Source organism: Methylobacterium goesingense, from assembly GCF_022179225.1.
Classification (GTDB): Bacteria; Pseudomonadota; Alphaproteobacteria; order Rhizobiales; family Beijerinckiaceae; genus Methylobacterium; species Methylobacterium goesingense.
This window is the reverse complement of record NZ_BPQL01000066.1, coordinates 1-17,979: the sequence shown is the minus strand read 5'-3', so window position 1 is coordinate 17,979 and position 17,979 is coordinate 1. Positions and strand designations below refer to the sequence as shown.

The window sequence follows — 17,979 nt, the reverse complement described above, 5'->3', positions numbered from 1 at the left end:
CACGAATTCACGTATTTCATGATCGATCTCTTAAAGTGTTGCAATGTCTGAACAATAAATTCTGGACCCGTTGGCATGCTGCTTGCTGATGAGCTGCATCATCCGACGGCGAGCGAAACATGGCCCTGTTCGATAATCCCTTCGATGCGTCCCGGCGGTTACGCCGCGGCGGCTGCTCCTGCGGCGCGCATGGTTCTCAAAGCGAGCACGATGCGGCCTTGCCGAGCGGAGATGCGGCGATCCAGCGGGTCGTCGAGGGCACGGTGATGCGGGCGCTGTTCCCGCGGGATGCCGAGCGCCGCGCCTTTCTGAAGAGCGTCGGGGCCGGCACGGCGCTCGCCGCCGTCAGCCAGTTCCTGCCCACCGGCCTCATCGCCGAGGCCTTCGCGCAGGGCGCCAAGCCCGAGAAGACCGATCTGAAAATCGGCTTCATTCCGATCACCTGCGCCACGCCGATCATCATGGCGAAGCCCATGGGCTTCTACGAGAAGCAGGGCCTCAACGTCGAGGTGGTGAAGACTGCCGGATGGGCGGTGATCCGCGACAAGACCCTCAACCGCGAATACGACGCCGCCCACATGCTGGCGCCCATGCCCATCGCGATCTCTCTCGGCGTCGGGTCGAACCCCCAGCCCTACACCATGCCGGCGGTAGAGAACGTCAACGGTCAGGCGATCACGCTGGCCATGAAGCACAAGGACCGGCGCGACCCGAAGGACTGGAAGGGCTTCAAGCTCGCGGTGCCCTTCGACTATTCGATGCACAACTATTTGCTGCGCTATTACCTCGCGGAAGCCGGCATCGACCCCGACACCGATGTGCAGATCCGCGCGGTGCCGCCGCCCGACATGGTCGCGAACCTGCGCGCCGACAACATCGACGGGTTCCTGGCCCCCGATCCGGTCAACCAGCGCGCGGTCTATGACGGGGTCGGCTTCATTCACATCCTGTCCAAGGAAATCTGGGACCGCCATCCCTGCTGCGCCTTCGCGGCCTCGCAGGAATTCATCACCCAGACCCCGAACACCTACGCGGCCTTGCTGCGGGCGATCATCGAGGCCACGACCTACGCGGCCAAGCCCGAGAACCGGAAAGAGATCGCCGCGCAGATCGCACCGGCGAATTACCTCAACCAGCCGGTTACGGTGGTGGAGCAGGTGCTCACCGGCACCTTCGCGGACGGCCTCGGCAACGTGCGAAAGGTGCCCGACCGGGTCGATTTCGACGCCTTCCCCTGGCAGTCCTTCGCCGTCTGGATCATGACCCAGATGCAGCGCTGGGGTCAGATCAAGGGTGATGTCGACTACGCGGCCGTGGCCGCCAAGGTCTACCTCGCCACCGACGCCGCCAGGCTGATGAAGCAGAACGGCCTCACGCCGCCGGAGACCACCACCAAGAGCTTCGTGGTGATGGGCAAGACCTTCGATCCGGCCAAGCCGAAGGAATATCTCGACTCCTTCAAGATCAAGCGGGCGGGCTGAACCATGGCCAACACCCTTCGGTTTCGCGCCGGCCTCGTCTCGCTTGCCCTGCTTCTCGCATTCCTGCTCACTTGGCAGATCGCCGTGAGCGGCACGGCCAAGACCGAGGCGATGGACCCGGAATACGCCGCCCTCATGGGCGCCAGCGCCACCACCGGCAAGTCGGCCATGCCGGGGCCCCTCGACGTCGGCGCCACGATCTGGAAGCACCTACGGGACCCGTTCTACGACCGGGGGCCGAACGACAAGGGGCTGGGTATCCAGCTTGCTTACTCCATCGGCCGCGTGGCGCTCGGCTACGGACTTGCGGTGATCGTGGCGATCCCGATCGGTTTCATCATCGGCATGTCGCCCCTGATGGGCCGGGCCCTCGACCCCTTCATCCAGCTTCTCAAGCCGGTCTCGCCCTTGGCGTGGATGCCGCTCGCCCTCTACACGATCAAGGATTCCGGGCTCTCGGCGATCTTCGTGATCTTCATCTGCTCGCTCTGGCCGATGCTGATCAACACCGCCTTCGGGGTCGCCGGAACCCGGCGCGAGTGGCTCAACGTCGCCAGAACTCTTGAGGTGGGCCCATTCCGTCGGGCGGTGACGGTGATCCTACCGGCGGCGGCGCCCACCATCCTCACGGGCATGCGCATCTCGATCGGCATCGCGTGGCTCGTCATCGTGGCGGCCGAGATGCTCGTGGGCGGCACCGGCATCGGCTACTTCGTCTGGAACGAGTGGAACAATCTCTCGATCACCAATGTGATCACCTCGATCCTCGTCATCGGCCTCGTGGGCATGATCCTCGACCAAGTGCTGGCGCGGGCGCAACGCCTCGTCACCTTTCCGGAGTGAACGCCATGGCAACGCTCCTCCCCTTCCGCGCCTCGCCCTTCCGCTCCGGATCGTCGGACAATACCGGAGACGCCCGCATGCCGTCCCAGACCACACCCCAATCCGAGAAATTCATCTCGATCGAAGGGATCGCCCGGCGCTACCCCGCGCCCGGCGGCACCAGCACCACGGTATTCGAGAATCTCTGGCTACCGATGCGGCGGGGCGAGTTCGTCTGCATGATCGGGCATTCCGGCTGCGGCAAGACCACGGTGCTCAACATCCTGGCCGGGCTGGAGGCGCCGAGCGAGGGCGTCGTCATCGCGGACGGGCAGGCCATCGAGGGAACCAGCCTCGATCGGGCCGTGATCTTCCAGGGCCACGCGCTCCTGCCTTGGCGCACCGTGCTGGGCAACGTCGCCTACGCGGTCTCCTCGCGCTGGCGCAAGGCGGGCCGGGCCGAGGTCGAGGCCCGCGCCCACAAGGCCATCGCGACGGTGGGGCTGGCCGGGTCCGAACACAAGCGGCCGTCGGAGCTGTCCGGGGGCATGAAGCAGCGTGTCGGCATCGCCCGGGCGCTGGCCATCGAGCCCAAGATCCTGCTCATGGACGAGCCGTTCTCGGCGCTCGACGCGCTAACCCGCGGCACGCTTCAGGACGAGGTCCGGCGAATCTGCGTCGAGACTGGCCAGACCGTCTTCATGATCACCCACGACGTCGACGAGTCGATCTATCTGGCCGACCGCATCGTGCTGATGACCAACGGCCCCCAGGCCAAGGTGGCCGAAATCGTCGAGAACCCGCTGCCGAAGGTCCGTGACCGCACGCAACTGCACCACGCGCCCGGCTACTATGCCCTGCGCAATCACCTGATGGACTTCCTCGTCACGCGCTCGAAGACCCTGCGGGACGCAATGCCGCCCGGCTACGACCAGCGCCACCCGCCGGTGATCCGTCCCAGTCTGAGCGACGCGGACACCGCTGCACTGCTGGGCGCCGAAGCCCCGGCTCTGCGCGCCTGACCAACCCCCTTCCAACCCGTCACGGAGACGAAAGCCATGAAGCGCGAAGACCTCACCGAGAAGCTCCTCGACATCAAGCGCGAGAAGGGCTGGACCTGGAAACACATCCAGGACGAGATCGGCGGCATCTCGCCGATTCTGATCACCGCAGCCTGCATGGGCCAGATGAAGCTCCCCAAGGCCCAGGCCGCCAAGGCCGCTGCACTGTTCGGCCTTTCGCAGGCCGAAGAGCGCATGCTGAACGAGGCGCCCTATCGCGGCTCGATCGCCCAGATGCCGCCGACCGACCCGCTGATCTACCGCTTCTACGAGTTGGTGATGGTCTACGGCACCACCTGGAAGGAACTGATCCAGGAGGAGTTCGGCGACGGCATCATGTCCGCCATCGACTTCAACATGACCATGGAGCGCGAGCCGAACAACAAGGGTGACCGGGTGAAGATGAACCTCTCGGGCAAGTTCCTACCCTATAAGTACTACGGCAACGAAGAGGGCGTGCCGGATTACGGCTTCAAGGAAGGTTGAGGGCGGCTCTCACGCCCCTGGGCTCGGCGGCGTGCGGGTTAGACTCCCGCCCGCCACCGAGGCGGCTGGCAGCGCCTGTGTCGTGGCGATGGATAGGCCAACGTCGCAGGCGCTGCGGAAGGCGGAGTGGTCGAGCGCCGGGTCCGGATCGGACGGGACCAAGAGATCTCTGGCTGCGAAAGCCTTGATCATGGCGAGCGCAGGATGGAATGTGCGACCGGGAACGTGTGTCGATTCCAATCGCTCAAGACATCGATGCCTCCGGAAAAGCTAGAGCATGGGATGTAAGGCGATATCGTTTTTTACCGGGTAGCATCAGCTTGGTAAGCGACAGCACTCTGACAAGTCTCATTTGTCGCCGAGAAAATGCGATCCAGACTATTCAGTATGCGCACGGCAGCTGATGTGCCTGGTTTCGGGAGGCGGCAACGCCGTCGGAGGATATTAAAACGACCCTGCCTTACCTTGCGCAAGGTCATCATCCCATCATCGGTGAAGGCACCCGAATTCGTTCGACGGAGTTTCAGGGCGATCGCTGCGGATTAAAGAATATTCGGCCCGATTCCCAAGTGGGCACGTCAGGATTGGAGCCGGCGCGGATGCCTGTGCGCCAGCGGGCATTGACGGTTTGGAGACGGGTCTAGAAGCCCGGCGGTCGAACGAGTGGAGCGCCGTCGCACGGGATCGGCACGTTGATGCAACCATGCCGATCCCGTGGATGAACTGGCGCGCGGCATCCCACATCGCGGGCGACGATCGCGGCACTGCGGCCGAACGCGTAGTCGTTTCTGAGGCGCGCGGCGGCGTCGCCCGTTGACCGGGTGATCGCAAGCACAGGCCCGAGGATCTCCTCACGGTAGATCGAAAACTCCGAAAGAACATGGCCGGACAAGGTATCGCTGAGGAAGTGGCCCCGCTGGCCCAGACTGCGCCCTTCGACCAGCAACTCTGCGCATGCCGTTCGTGCCCGTTACCTCGTCATCAGGATTGTCGAAGCCCCCGGGCGTCCGGCGGAGTTTCGTCGGCAACCTCGAGAATGCGGACATTGCGCTGTCGACCTCCTTGGCGCGCCGTCTCACCGCCGGTGCCTGTGACGGGGTAGGCCTAGGTCGGACGGCGGGACATCGGCCAGCGACAGACGCAATTCAAAGATGCGTCGGATCGTCGTTTCGTCACCGGTGAGGGAGAGCAACTGCGGCGCGGTCATGCGACCATCGCCTCGATCTCACGCTCGCCCGGGATTGCCAGGACCCGGCGGAGCAGGACGCGAAGGAGGTGCATGCTGAGCAGTCGCCGACAGACTGTCCTCGTCGTCCCGAGAAATCCGTCGCAACGGTCGCCGCGATAGCATCGGCGTCGAGACGATGCCGGGCACGAGCAGTCCCCGCCGCAGCTGCCCGGAGAGGCGCCCATCTTATCGAACACAGACCGAGCGCCACCGATTCTAGTCATCTGGTGATGAGGACGAGGGGATGAAGCGGGGCACGGCGGCGCTCGCAGATGACGTCAAGGCCGAGCGAGTCTAAAGACCAAGCAAGCACAACCTAGGATAGCTCTCAGTCGATGGCAACATTCTGTTGACGCTTACTCTTAGTCAGCAGATCCCGCCCAAGACAAATACGGGGGACGGAATTGACATTCCCTGGCTTATGGTCACAGGTACCGGATGCTCGCCTTTCCAGTTCCGCTACAGTAATAGTATGGCAGTCAATTTAATAAGAAAATATTCTTATTTTCAGTGGGATCTAAAATCGATGCATCCTTAACGATAGTCTAGACCAAGAACTACACCGATCAAGTCAAAATATTAGATAATTTTTGGATTAATCTATGAATTCCGGTCAACGTAGCGCGCTCTTCATTGATGGCGCAAATCTGTATGCAGCCACAAAAACTCTCGGAGCGGAGATTGATTATCGCAGGTTACTGAAGGAATTTCAATCTCGCGACATGCTCGTGCGAGCGTTCTATTATACTGCGGTCGTCGAAGACCAGGAATATTCCTCGATCCGACCGCTGATCGATTGGCTGGATTACAATGGCTTTTGCGTTGTTACGAAGCCTGCAAAGGAGTTCGTAGACTCGCAGGGACGGCGTAAAGTCAAAGGCAACATCGATATCGAGTTGGCGATCGATGCTCTCGATCTGGCCTCACGTATCGATCACATGATCCTGTTCTCGGGCGACGGCGACTTCCGCTCGCTTGTGAAGGCGATGCAACGGCGCGGTGTGAAAGTCACCGTCGTCTCGACGATCCAGACCCAACCCGCCATGATTGCCGACGATCTACGGCGCCAAGCCGATGAGTTCATTGACCTCGCTCACCTACTGCCGCGAATCGGACGCGATGCCGGCGAGCGGTCTCCGCGTAACCACGAGGCGCGTGGGCAGGAGACACGCCCCCATGGTGAAACGCCCACACGTTCGCGTGGAGAGAGCGCGGCGGATCGCCCAGTGCGGCCGAGCCCAGCCCTCGAAAGTCGCTACGGGATCCGTCAGAACGATGACGTTTCGGAAACCTGACGCGACGGTCGTTTTGGACGCCCTCACGCCTGGAGCTGCCCATATTGCGCTGCCGTCCCGGTGAACCCGGGTACGGTAGTACGGTACTACGATGGTGTAGTTTAAGTTGTATCAACGCCGACGATTCGGCGCCTCAGGCTAGCGATTGGGACCTTCGACGCCGACCGTTCGGCGAAAAACAGCTAGCCGCGATCGCGCAAGATGCGGGCGCGGGCGCGCTGCCAATCGCGCTCCTTGGCGGCCTCACGCTTGTCATGCAGCTTCTTGCCCCGGCCGAGGCCGAGTTCGATCTTGGCCCGGCCGCGCTCGTTGAAGTAGATCTTCAGGGGCACGACCGTAAAGCCCTCGCGCTGGGTGGCGCCGATCAGTTTGTTGATCTGCTTGCGATGAAGCAGAAGCCGGCGTGGCCGCTTCGTCTCATGGTTGAAGCGGTTTGCCTCGACGTATTCCGGGATATACGCATTGAACAGCATCAGATCGGTACCGGACGGTCCGGCATAGGCCTCTCCGATGGTCGCCTTGCCCTTGCGCAGCGATTTGACCTCGGTCCCCGTCAGGGCGAGTCCGGCCTCAAACGTGTCGGTGATCTCGTAATGGTAGCGCGCGGCGCGGTTGTCGGCGACGACGCGGCGGTTCGATTCTGGTTTGGGAGCCATCACAACGTCAGGTCAGGCCGGCCGCGCCATCGCGACCGGGCCGAGGAATATGGTTCTGCGCGGTTCACTTCGCCAGTCGGACTCAAGCGTCAAGGAGGCCCGCATGGCGCAGAGCGGCATCGACAAGCGCCTTCGTCTCTGCGCTCACCTGAAGGAGTGGAAGACGGACCTCGTCGGTCATCAGGCCGAGGCGCGCGAGGGCGTACTTCGCGGGCGACGGGTTCGGCTCCACGAACATGCTGGCGTGAAGAGGCATCAGGCGGTCCTGGATCTGGAGCGCCTTGGCGTAGTCGCCACCGAGGGTCGCCTCTTGCAGTTCGGCGCAGAGCCGCGGCGCCACGTTCGAGACCACCGAGATGCAGCCGCGGCCGCCATGGGCATTGAAGCCCAACGCCGTCGCATCTTCGCCCGAAAGCTGAATGAAATCCTCGCCCATGGCCTGGCGCTGCAGGCTCACCCGGTCGAGCTTGGCCGTGGCATCCTTCACGCCTGCAATGTTCTCGAGTTCGTACAGGCGCGCCATCGTCTCGACGCTCATGTCGACGATGGAACGGCCCGGAATATTGTAGAGGATGATCGGAATGCCGATGGCATCGTTCACGGCCTTGAAATGCGCGTAGAGGCCGGCCTGGGTCGGCTTGTTGTAATAAGGCGTGACAACCAGCACCGCATCCGCTCCCGCCTTCTCAGCGTGGCGGGCGCGCTCCACCGCCTCGGCGGTGGAATTGGAGCCGGCGCCGGCGATCACGGGCACGCGGCCGGCGGCTTCCTCGATGCAGATTTCGACGACGCGGTCGTGTTCGGCATGGCTCAGGGTCGGGCTCTCGCCGGTGGTGCCTGTCGGAACGAGCCCGTGGATGCCCTGCGCGATCTGCCAGTTCACGAACTTGCGGAAGGCCGCCTCGTCGAAGGCACCGTCCTTGAACGGAGTCACGAGGGCGGACATTGCGCCCCTAAGGCGTCGTGTGGAGGTCTCGGTCATCCTGGCGTTCCCAGCCGTCGGTCTCGTCATGCGCCGGTTGTCCGGCAGCGGCACCGCTTTACGCGGACGGGCAGACATAGGCCCTCGCCAGCAACGGCGCAAACGCTGCTTTCACGGGGTTAATGCCTTCTTAATGCCCTTTGGGTGAGCTTGAAGGACTGTCCGAGGTGATGGGACTGGAAGAACCATGGTGTTCTCGACGCAGCGCGCAGCCCTGATGCTGGCCCTCAGCCTTGTTTCGGCCGGCGCCCTCGCGGCGGCGTCCGCTCAGGAAGGGGATGCGGCGAGCCATCGCCCAGCCAGCGACGCTGTCGCGCCGTCGGCCGCACTGCCAGAGGCCAAGGCCGCCGACCCGATCGCGGCCGATGCTCTTAAGGTCGAAGGAAGGACGCCGGAAGCTGCCCCGAGCCAGGGGCTGCCTGCCGCCGCCAAGGCCTACGCTTCGGCCGATCCCGAGGCTGGCATCGCTTTCCCGTTGCCTGACGCGACCGTCTCCCCGGCGGCCCCTGTCCCGGAGGTGCCCGACCCTGCCCGTGCGGCCCAGGTGGCGCCGGGTATCGACCTGCCGGCTCTGCGGCAGGCCATCGACGCCTACCGCAAGGGCCGCGTCTCCGAGGGTGACCGACTGCGGGACGGTTTCAACGACCCGGCCGCGCGCGCGCTCCTCGAATGGGTGGCGATCCGGGCAGGCGCCGGCATCGGCTTCGAGCGCACCGTTGCCTTTACCCGCACCAATCCCGACTGGCCGGCCGGCCCCCTCCTCCGTCGCCGGGCCGAGGAAGCCCTGCTGACCGAACGTCGTAATCCCGCGACGGTGCGGGCCTTCTTCGCCGCGTCGCGGCCAGCAAGTGCGCCGGGCAAGTTCGCCCTGGCTCTGGCGTTCCGGGCGGAAGGCCTCGACGAGGACGCTTCAGTGCTCGTGCGTGACTTGTGGCGCTCCGAGACTTTCGGCCGGAACCTCGAGATGCGGGTGCTCGATGCCTTTCCGACGGCTCTGACCCGGGTCGATCACCGCTATCGCATGGAGCGCGCGCTCCTCAAGGAGGATTACGACACGGCCGGGCGGGCGGCGACGCTGGCGGGCGGTGGCTACGCGACCCTCGTGCGTGCGCGGCGCGCGGTGGAAGACAAAAGCTCGAGCGCACCGGCCGCCCTCAACGCGGTGCCGCCGGCCTTGCGCAGCGATTCCTCATACATCCTGTCACGGGCACAGTACCTGCGGCGACACGACAAGTTCGTGGAGGCGGCGGCGATGCTGGCCACTGCGCCCTCGAACCCCGATGTGCTCGTGGACGGCGACGAATGGTGGGTCGAGCGCCGGATCGTCGCTCGCAAGCTGATTGACGCGAACGATCCGGGCGCCGCCTACGCGGTGGCCCGTGCGCCGTGTGCCCGCACCGTCGAAAAGCGTATCGAGGCGGAATTTCATGCTGGCTGGATCGCGCTGCGCTTCCAGGACGATGCCGCCAGGGCGGCGCAACATTTCGCCGAGGCGGCCCGAATCGCCGAAACGCCGATCTCGCTGGCCCGCACCGCCTATTGGCAGGGCCGCGCGGCCGAGGCACTCGGCCAGGCCGATGCCGCCAAGGCCTTCTACGAGCGCGCCGCCCTCCAGCCCATCGCGTATTACGGCCAACTGGCGCGGACGAAGCTCGGACGCTCGAGCCTGTCGCTCCGCAGCATCCCCAGCCTCGACGCCAGCCAGCAAGCAGCCTTCGACCAGCGCCTCTACGTGCGGGCCCTGAAGATGCTGGAGGCCGCCGCCATCCGCGACCTCGCGCTGCCCCTCTACATCGACACCGCCAACCGCCTCACCGATGCGGCCGAGCTCGAAGCGCTCGGCAATATCGCCGCCGAGCAGCGCAACTCCCGCGCCCTGGTGGCCATCGGCAAGATCGCCGTCCAGCGTGGGCTGCCCCTCGACGCCCATGCCTACCCGACCATCGGTATCCCGAGCTACGAGGCGTCGGCCGCTGTGCCCCTGGTGGAGAAGGCCATGGTCTTCGCCATCGCCCGGCAGGAGAGCCAGTTCGATCCGCTGGCGCAGTCCAGCGTCGGCGCGCGTGGGCTGATGCAGATGATGCCAGCCACCGCACAGCGTACCGCCCGCCGCGTCAGTGCCAGTTTCGACCAGGACCGCCTGACCAGCGATCCTGCCTACAACGCCCGCCTCGGCCAAGCCCACCTCGGCGAACTTATGGAGGATTGGCGCGGCTCGTACATCCTCGCCTTCGCGGCCTACAATGCCGGTGGCGGCAACGTGAAGAAATGGATCGACGCCTACGGCGACCCGCGCAAGACCGGGATCGATCCCATCGACTGGGTCGAGCGCATCCCCTTCACCGAGACGCGCAATTACGTCCAGCGGGTGATGGAGAACCTGCAGGTCTACCGCAATCGGCTCGACGGCAAGAGCGCCCTCCTCATCGACGGCGACCTTCAGCGCGGCGCACGCTGAGAACGCGTGGTCAGGCGGGCCCGGTCGCGCTACTTGGCAGGCTCTGTCCCCCTGACCCGGATTTGCCGTGACCGAAACATCCGAAGCCGCCGCCGTCACCGCTGCCGTCCTGGTCATCGGTGACGAGATCCTGTCCGGGCGCACCAAGGACAAGAACATCGGCACGATCGCGGATTACTGCACCGCCATCGGCATCGATCTGAAGGAGGTGCGCATCGTGCCCGACGAGGCCGACCGCATCGTCGCCGCCATCGATGCTCTGCGCGGTGCCTACACCTACCTCTTCACCACCGGCGGCATTGGTCCGACCCACGACGACATCACCGCCGACTGCGTCGCCGCTGCCTTCGGCGTGTCGATCGATGTCGACCCGCGGGCGAAGGCGATGTTGCTGGAGCGTCACAAGCCCGAAGACCTGAACGAGGCGCGCCTGCGCATGGCGCGCATCCCGGCTGGGGCAGACCTCATCACCAACCCGATTTCCAAGGCGCCTGGCTTCCGGATCGGCAATGTCATCGTCATGGCAGGCGTGCCGGGGATCATGCAGGCGATGCTCGACAATGTCGGGCCGACGCTGGTGACCGGCGCCAAGGTCCTGTCCGAGACGATCGAGGCCGGCAACCTGCCCGAGGGTACCTATGCGGGTGGTTTGGCGGCCATCGCCAAGGCGCACGCGACGGTCTCGATCGGCTCCTATCCCTCGATGACGCCGAATGGTTTTGCCAATCGCATCGTCGTGCGTGGGCGCGATGCCGCCGCCCTGGCCGCCGCCCGGGCCGATGTGGACGCGCTTCTCGACGGGTTGCGCGGCGGCATGTCCGGCTGACCGTTCACGACCGGGGGACGCTTTTTTCTCGGCGGCCCGCGAAGCAGACGCGGAGGGCTCGTCGAGCAAAAGCGAGCCAGGGGCGGAGTGTTTGATGAGCATGGAAAAATCTGTCCGCCCATCGACAGCGTCATGGCCGGAGTAGATCGAGAAACGACACGCATATGCCGCCGGCCAAATCCTCCGATCCAGGCTGAAGCGTGTCGTCGTTTCAGGCGCGAACGATACTCTTACCCTTCACTGCCGCGGCGAGAGCCTTGAGATTGCGGTTGAGATCGGCGATCTCGTTCAGCGCGATCGTCTTGTGGCCGTCCTTGACCGCGCGCTCGATGTCGCTGACCTGGTCGGCGGCGATGCGCTTCAGTTCGGCGGCGAGTTGGTCCCGTGTCATCGTCGCTCCCGTCACGGTTGGAAAACGTCCCCGAACGGTTTAGCCCAACGTACTTAACCGGCCGTTCACGTATCCCGCGACGCACCGTTCCGAGCCGCAGGCATTTCGCGCATAGTGCATCATGCGGTGGGTCGGACTTCGCGTGGGCGCAACTTTGTGCGTCGGCGAACGCATCTGTGGTTGGGTGTGGCTTGGCGGGCATAGTCCGTGCCGGCGGGGCGAGCTAGCTTCGCGGTCAAGCCTCGGATTTCGGAACCCACCGTGATGATCAAGAAGTTTCTCCTGGCCGGCGTCGCCTCGCTGGTCGCCATCGGCTCGGCCTCGGCCGCCGACCTGCCGCGCCGCCAGGCGCCGCCGCCGGTCTTCACGGCCATCCCGGTCTTCACCTGGACCGGCTTCTACCTCGGCACCCACAGCTCGTACGCGTTTAGCGACCGTCAGAACATCCGCACCATCGGCAACGATGCGCTGACCCAGCGTAACGTCGACCTCAACCGTCGTCCGCAGAACTTCCGCTCCGAGCAGGACGGGATCGGCAACGTCGGTGGCGGCATCGGCTACAACTATCAGTTCACCCCGGGCTCCGGCTTCGTCATCGGCGTCAACGCCGACGTCACCTGGACCGACATCAGCAAGCGTTACGGCTACCTCGGTCCCCTGACGCCCCTGAACCCGGTTCTCGGCGATCCCGCGACCTTCCGTCAGCGCCTCGACTACCTGGGCACCGTGCAGGGCCGCCTCGGCTACGCCTTCGACCGGTTCCTCGTCTATGGAACCGGCGGCTTCGCCTATGGCAGCGTCGATTACCGCGCCAACTTCTTCACCGGCACCAACGTCCTGGCCTATTCGGGCCGCTACAACGACATGGAGACGGGCTTCGCCTACGGCGGCGGTATCGAGTACGCGATCCCCACCGACAGCTTCCTGAACCGCTTCAACTTCATCGGCGGCCTCCTCGGCGCCAGCGCCATCACGCTGAAGGCCGAGTACCTCCACTACGACCTCGGCAGCCGCAACGTCGTCGTCAACAACGTCGGCCTCCCCGCTGCCACCGGCTCCTACACCTCGCGCTTCGAGACCTCCGGCAACATCATCAAGGCCGGCTTCAACTACAAGTTCGGCGGCCTCTGAGCTGCCCACGCTCCGGCTTCCACGTGGGGCCGGAGCTTAAGACGAAAGAAGGCCCCGCTCGCGAGAGCGGGGCATTCTTTCGTTTCGGTCTTGCGCAGGCAAACCGGCCGGGGAAGGCGCGGGGTCCGGTCGCCCGGCCCGCGCGCATCAAACCGCTCAGGTGCGCCAGGGATGGGCGGGCAGTTCGGTAGCGCCGATGGAGCTGGCGCCCGCCAGGGCCACGGCGTGGTCGTTCTCCACGGTGGAGCCGCTGACGCCGATGGCGCCGGACATCTCGCCGTCGGCGTCGACGATCGGGATGCCGCCCGGAAAGGTGATGAGCCCGTCGTTGGAATGCTCGATGCCGTAGAGCGGTCCGCCGGGCTGCGAGAGCTGGCCGATCTGCCCCGTCGTCATCCCGAAGAAGACGGACGTCTTCGCCTTCTTGTGCGCGATGTCGATGGAGCCGACCCAGGCACCGTCCATCCGATAGAAGGCCTTGAGGTTGCCGCCGGAATCCACGACCGCGATGCACATTTGCGTATCGAGTTCCACGGCCTTGGCGCGGGCGGCCTCAATGGCCTTGTGCGCGTCTTCGATGGTCACGTGCATGATGGGGGCTCCCTGAATACCGGTGAGGGTTCTCGTGTCATGCGGCCGCCGGCCGGCGACGCCCAGTCGATGGTGCGGCAAGGCACGCCGTAGCGGACGTCTGCTAACGGATGTCGACGCAATTTGGTGCCGGACGGTCCGGTGCCACGCGCCAAACAAAAGGGCCGCCCCGAAGGGGCGGCCGCGTCGTGGGTTCTTGAGGTTGCCCGAGCCGAACGCTCAGCTGGCGGACATCGCGTTAGCCTTCTCGATCAGCGCCTCGGCCATGCGGATCGAGGCGATGTCGATGAGGCGGCCGTCGAGGGAGACGGCGCCGCGTCCCGCCTTGGCGGCTTCTTCCATGGCCTCGAGGATGCGGCGGGCCTTGGTGACCTCGGCCTCGGAGGGGGTGAAGACTTCGTTGGCGAGATCGATCTGGCTCGGGTGGATCGCCCACTTGCCCTCGAAGCCCAGGGCCGCACAGCGGCGGGCGGCGGAGGTGTAGCCATCCGGATCGGAGAAGTCGCCGAAGGGGCCATCGATCGGGCGCAGGCCGTAGGCGCGGCAGGCGATCAGCATGCGGTTCTGGGCGAACAGCCAGGGGTCCTGCCAATGGGTCTCGCGGTTGCCGGCCTCGTCCTTGTCGGTGAGCACCGAGAAGTCCTTGTTCACGCCGCCGATGACGGTGGAGCGGGCGCGGGTCGAGGCGGCGTAGTCCGCCACGCCGAACGACATGGCCTCCAGGCGCTTCGAGGAGGTGGCGATCGCCTCCACGTTGGCCATGCCCAGGGCTGTCTCGATCAGCACCTCGAAGCCGATCTTCTTCTCGCGCTTCTTGGCCTGCTCGATCTGGGTGGTCAGCACGTCGATCGCGTAGACGTCGGCCGGCACGCCGACCTTGGGGATCAGGATCATGTCGAGGCGCGGGCAGGCCTCAACGATGTCGACGACATCGCGGTACATGTAGTGGGTGTCGAGACCGTTGATGCGGATCATCATGGTCTTGGTGCCCCAATCCAGGTCGTTGAGTGCCTGGATGATGTTCTTGCGGGCCTGCTCCTTGTCGTCCGGGGCGACCGCGTCCTCGAGGTCGAGGAAGATCACGTCGGCCTTGGAGCTGGCGGACTTCTCCATGAAGGTCGGGTTGGAGCCCGGGACGGCGAGTTCCGAGCGGTGGAGGCGCGGGGTCGCCTGCTGGATCAGGGTGAAGCTCATTGGGTATCCTTCCTAGGGCAAGTATTCTGGACGTTCATGAGACCCGAGAGTCGGGCCACCATACCGATGGAGGCGCCGCGGCGCGCCGGCCCATGGACCGCGACGCACCTCCGGCAACCTGACAAGTTCGTCATCCGGTCGCACCGAAGCCGACCGCGATGCAATTGATGGAGAGCAGCAGGGCGGATTTGACCGCCTCGCGCTGGTCCTCGTCCTGCTCGGAGCGGAAGCGACGCAGAAGCTCCACTTGCTCGCGACTGACCTGGTTGATGGTCGGCAGCCGCCCATTCAGGCGGTCGCGGAACAGGGGGAAGCGCTCGGCGAGTTCGCGCCCACCGCTGACCCGCAGGGCCATCTCGCGGGTCAGCGCGTACTCGGCCTCGATCAGCGGGAAGATGCTGTTGCGGGCGCCCTCGTCGGGCACGAGGCTCGCGTAATCGCGGGCAATCTCGAGATCGACCATGAGCAGCGTCTTCTCGACCTCGTCGAGGATGAGGCGGAAGGGCTTCGATTCGGCGAAAAGCCGCTTCAGCTGCGCCTCGCCCTGCGCGCCGCGCACGTCGAGGAAGCTCGCGAGGCCCGAGCCGACGCCGTACCAGCCCGTGATGACGTGCCGGTTCTGCGACCAGGCGAACACCCAGGGAATCGCCCGGAGGTCGGAGAGCGAGCGGGCGCCGAAGCGGCGGGCCGGGCGCGAGCCGATGTTGAGGAGCGCGATCTCGTCCAACGGACTCGCCGAGCCGAAATAGGTCACGAGATCGGGGTGCTGGATCAGGTTGACGTAGGCTGCCCGCGAGGCGCCGCTGAGCGCCTCCAGGCAATCGTCGAACTCGCTGCGTGGGATGCCGGCGGCCTCGCGCTCCGACTTCAGGGCGTGCTGGAACACGGACGAGGCCAGGAGCTCCATCTGGTAGGCGGCAGTGCCCCGGTTGGCGTACTTGAACGAGACGACCTCGCCCTGCTCCGTGGTGCGAAAGCGCCCGTTGATCGAGCCCGGCGGCTGGGCCGCGATGGCCCGGGCCGTGGGGGCGCCGCCACGGCTCACCGAGCCACCGCGGCCGTGGAAGAACGCGATCGGCACGCCGGCGGCCTTGCCGAGCTGGGTCAGCTTGTCCTGGGCCTTGTAGAGCTCCCAGTTCGAGGCGACGAAGCCGCCGTCCTTGTTCGAATCCGAGTAGCCGATCATGACCTCCTGGACGCCGCCCTGCCAGCGGGTGGAGCGGCGCACGACCGGGATCGAGAACAGCTCCTTCATGATGGCGGGGGCGGCGCGCAGGTCGTCGATGGTCTCGAACAGTGGCACGATCGGCAGGCAGCAGATCTCGGTGCCTGCGGCGTCGAGGAAGTTGCCGGCCTCCTTGGCCAGCAGGTAGGCGCCCAGGATGTCCTGCACTGAGCGGGTCATCGACAGGATGAAGGCGCCGAAGGCCTCGCGGTCGAGCTGCGCCCGCATCTCGCCCACGAGGGCGAAGGTCTCCAGGGTCTCGCGGGCGTCGTCGGGCAGGTTCTCGAAGCTGCGCTCGCCCTGGCGGGGCTTGGCCAGCTCGGCGAGCAGCCAAGCCTTCCACTCGGGGGCGTCGACGTCCGGCGGCGTCCGGTTCTGGCCGTTGGCTTCCTGCCAGAGGGCCTGCAGGGTCTTGGTGGTGCGGGTGGTGTTTTCGCGAAGATCCAGGCGGACCGTCGAGAAACGGAAGATCTCCACCATGCGCCGCACCGGCCGCACGAGGTCGACGGCCAGCGACGGGCACTTGGCGTCGGCCAGACCCTGCTCCAGGGTGCGCAGATCGTTGATCAGGCCGTCGGCGCTCGGATAGTCGGGTCCCGTCGAGCGCTGGCCCTTGTTGCGCAGGATGGTCGCTTCGAGCTTGCGCAGGACGCAGGTGAGGAATTGGCGATAGGCCTCGCCGGGATTGCGGCTGGCGATGGCGCGGCCGTCGCCGCTCTCGGCGAGCATCTGCGCCAGCGCGGCCTTGAAGGTTTCCGGCACCGGCAGCGAGCGCTCGGTCAGCGAAAGGGTACGGCCGAGCGCCGTGACGCCGTCGCGGTAGCGCCGGAGGGAGGCGAGCGCGTTGCGCTGCAGGGTGGCGCGGGTGACCGAGGACGTGACGTAGGGGTTGCCATCCCGGTCGCCGCCGATCCACGAACCGAACTGGAAGAACGGCGGCACCTCGAACTTCTCGTCCGGATAATACTGCGCCAGGCTCTCCTCGAGGGAGTAGAGCACCTCGGGCAGCATCTCGAACAGGGTCTCGTCGAAGAAGTGCAGGCCCCAGGCGACCTCGCGCTCGACGGTGGCCTTCTCCAGGTGGAGTTCGCCCGTCATCCAGACGAGCTCGATCTGGTCGCGCAGCTCGTTCATCAGGCCGTTGCGCTCGCGCTCGGTCCAGCGCGGCAATTCGAGCTCGCGCAGCACCAGATAGATGCGGCGGAACTTCTCCAGCACGGTGACGCGCTTGCCCTCGGTGGGGTGCGCGGTGATCGTCGGTCGGATGCGCAGGTCCTTGAGGAGCGCGTGAATCTCCGGGGCCTTGATGCCGCTCGCGACCGCCTCGGACAGGACGGCGCTGAAGCTGCCGCCCAAGGCCTCGCGGCCCTTGGTGCGCTCGACCTGACGGCGCCGGCGCATGGCCGCGTTCTGCTCGGCGATGGAGAGCAGCTGAAACCAGATGCCCTGCACCTGGAGGGCGCGCGCGAGGAGCTCGGGCGAGAATTCTGAGATGTTGGCGCGCCCGTGCAGCACGTCCTCAAGCTCGGGCTCGTGCCGGCGGGCCACGGCGAGCAGGGCGTGGAACAGGATGTCGAGGGCTTCCTTCGACGAGGTGCCCGTGATCACGGGCGGCGCGAAGGTATGGTCGACGGCTCCGACCGGGGCGTGCAGGGTATCCGTCATGGGGCCACCTTGAGGAAAGTTCTTCGCCGACTGACCGCGACGGAAGCGGGCAACGGTCCGTGTGAAGCGGCCACCGCAAGCATGCGATCGGCGGCCGGAACGTTCAAGGGCCGGGGCTCGGGGGCGATGCGCGAGGGCCTGACCTCAGCGCATGGGGACATCCCCCGCCGTCTCGCCCATGACCACCCTCCCCACGAGACGGGGGAGGGTCGACGATCTCAGGCCGCCAGCTTGCGCATCACCTGCGCCACCGTCGTGCCGAACTCGCCGGGGCTCGGGGCCACGGTCAGGCCGTAGGAGCGCATGATTTCGGCCTTCTCGGCGGCGGAGTCGCCGGTGGCGGAAATGATCGCGCCGGCATGGCCCATGCGGCGCCCCTTGGGGGCGGTTAGGCCGGCGACGAAACCGACCACGGGCTTCGTCATGTGCTCCTTGATCCAGGCGGAGGCTTCCGCCTCCTGGGGACCGCCGATCTCGCCGATCATCA

14 protein-coding genes and 2 pseudogenes are annotated in these 17,979 nt (G+C 65.7%); 8 read left to right on the top strand and 8 right to left on the bottom strand.

Annotation, left to right across the window (positions count from 1 at the left end; genetic code table 11):
• Nucleotides 1–119: 119 nt before the first annotated feature.
• From MFF30_RS12430 to cynS, 4 genes are read left to right on the top strand one after another with little or no spacing between them, the layout of a single operon-like run.
• Nucleotides 120–1,481, top strand: coding sequence for a CmpA/NrtA family ABC transporter substrate-binding protein (locus MFF30_RS12430; protein ID WP_238279737.1), 1,362 nt, complete (start codon nucleotides 120–122; stop codon nucleotides 1,479–1,481).
• A 3-nt stretch (nucleotides 1,482–1,484) separates the two neighbouring features.
• Entirely contained in the window at nucleotides 1,485–2,324 is an 840-nt protein-coding gene (gene ntrB, locus MFF30_RS12425; RefSeq protein ID WP_238279736.1) for a nitrate ABC transporter permease, read from the top strand.
• A gap of 5 nt (nucleotides 2,325–2,329) precedes the next feature.
• Nucleotides 2,330–3,325: an ABC transporter ATP-binding protein gene (locus MFF30_RS12420; RefSeq protein ID WP_238279735.1), complete on the top strand. Its 996-nt coding sequence runs from the start codon at nucleotides 2,330–2,332 to the stop codon at nucleotides 3,323–3,325.
• 36 nt (nucleotides 3,326–3,361) lie between these two features.
• Nucleotides 3,362–3,850, top strand: coding sequence for a cyanase (gene cynS, locus MFF30_RS12415; RefSeq protein WP_238279734.1), 489 nt, complete (start codon nucleotides 3,362–3,364; stop codon nucleotides 3,848–3,850).
• Between the two features lie 640 nt (nucleotides 3,851–4,490).
• On the opposite strand, the pseudogene MFF30_RS26195 reads toward cynS, so the two are convergent.
• Nucleotides 4,491–4,805: pseudogene (locus tag MFF30_RS26195) on the bottom strand (aldehyde dehydrogenase family protein); the annotation flags it as partial.
• Nucleotides 4,806–5,680: 875 nt separating this feature from the next.
• Here MFF30_RS26195 and MFF30_RS12410 point away from each other — a divergent pair.
• The gene (locus tag MFF30_RS12410) at nucleotides 5,681–6,373 is read left to right on the top strand and encodes a LabA-like NYN domain-containing protein (protein ID WP_238279733.1); all 693 of its coding nucleotides are present in this window, start codon (nucleotides 5,681–5,683) and stop codon (nucleotides 6,371–6,373) included.
• A 182-nt stretch (nucleotides 6,374–6,555) separates the two neighbouring features.
• Here the strand turns inward: MFF30_RS12410 and smpB are convergent, their stop codons facing one another.
• Complete coding sequence (gene smpB / locus MFF30_RS12405; RefSeq protein WP_238279732.1) at nucleotides 6,556–7,029, bottom strand: SsrA-binding protein SmpB; 474 nt, start codon at nucleotides 7,027–7,029, stop codon at nucleotides 6,556–6,558.
• A gap of 82 nt (nucleotides 7,030–7,111) precedes the next feature.
• Nucleotides 7,112–8,011, bottom strand: coding sequence for a 4-hydroxy-tetrahydrodipicolinate synthase (dapA, locus tag MFF30_RS12400; protein WP_238279731.1), 900 nt, complete (start codon nucleotides 8,009–8,011; stop codon nucleotides 7,112–7,114).
• Between the two features lie 187 nt (nucleotides 8,012–8,198).
• Between dapA and MFF30_RS12395 the strand changes: the two genes are divergently transcribed.
• Together MFF30_RS12395 and MFF30_RS12390 are read left to right on the top strand one after the other, a co-directional pair.
• On the top strand, nucleotides 8,199–10,469 hold the full coding sequence (locus MFF30_RS12395; RefSeq protein WP_238279730.1) for a lytic transglycosylase domain-containing protein: 2,271 nt from the start codon (nucleotides 8,199–8,201) through the stop codon (nucleotides 10,467–10,469).
• Between the two features lie 67 nt (nucleotides 10,470–10,536).
• Nucleotides 10,537–11,295: a competence/damage-inducible protein A gene (locus tag MFF30_RS12390; RefSeq protein ID WP_238279729.1), complete on the top strand. Its 759-nt coding sequence runs from the start codon at nucleotides 10,537–10,539 to the stop codon at nucleotides 11,293–11,295.
• Between the two features lie 211 nt (nucleotides 11,296–11,506).
• Here the strand turns inward: MFF30_RS12390 and MFF30_RS12385 are convergent, their stop codons facing one another.
• A complete protein-coding gene (locus MFF30_RS12385; RefSeq protein WP_238279728.1) occupies nucleotides 11,507–11,686 on the bottom strand; it encodes a hypothetical protein in 180 nt (59 codons plus the stop codon).
• Nucleotides 11,687–11,950: 264 nt separating this feature from the next.
• On the opposite strand from MFF30_RS12385, the gene MFF30_RS12380 reads away from it, so the two are divergent.
• A complete protein-coding gene (locus MFF30_RS12380) occupies nucleotides 11,951–12,817 on the top strand; it encodes an outer membrane protein (RefSeq protein ID WP_238279727.1) in 867 nt (288 codons plus the stop codon).
• 156 nt (nucleotides 12,818–12,973) lie between these two features.
• Here MFF30_RS12380 and MFF30_RS12375 read toward each other — a convergent pair whose 3' ends face one another.
• The 4 genes and pseudogenes from MFF30_RS12375 to MFF30_RS12360 all read right to left on the bottom strand — a co-directional run.
• Nucleotides 12,974–13,408 (bottom strand): GlcG/HbpS family heme-binding protein, encoded by a 435-nt coding sequence (locus MFF30_RS12375; RefSeq protein WP_238279726.1) that lies wholly within the window; start codon nucleotides 13,406–13,408, stop codon nucleotides 12,974–12,976.
• Between the two features lie 219 nt (nucleotides 13,409–13,627).
• Nucleotides 13,628–14,602, bottom strand: coding sequence for an HpcH/HpaI aldolase/citrate lyase family protein (locus MFF30_RS12370; RefSeq protein WP_238279725.1), 975 nt, complete (start codon nucleotides 14,600–14,602; stop codon nucleotides 13,628–13,630).
• A 130-nt stretch (nucleotides 14,603–14,732) separates the two neighbouring features.
• On the bottom strand, nucleotides 14,733–17,492 hold the full coding sequence (locus MFF30_RS12365; RefSeq protein ID WP_238279724.1) for a phosphoenolpyruvate carboxylase: 2,760 nt from the start codon (nucleotides 17,490–17,492) through the stop codon (nucleotides 14,733–14,735).
• A 218-nt stretch (nucleotides 17,493–17,710) separates the two neighbouring features.
• A pseudogene (locus MFF30_RS12360) lies at nucleotides 17,711–17,979 on the bottom strand (succinate--CoA ligase subunit alpha); the annotation flags it as partial.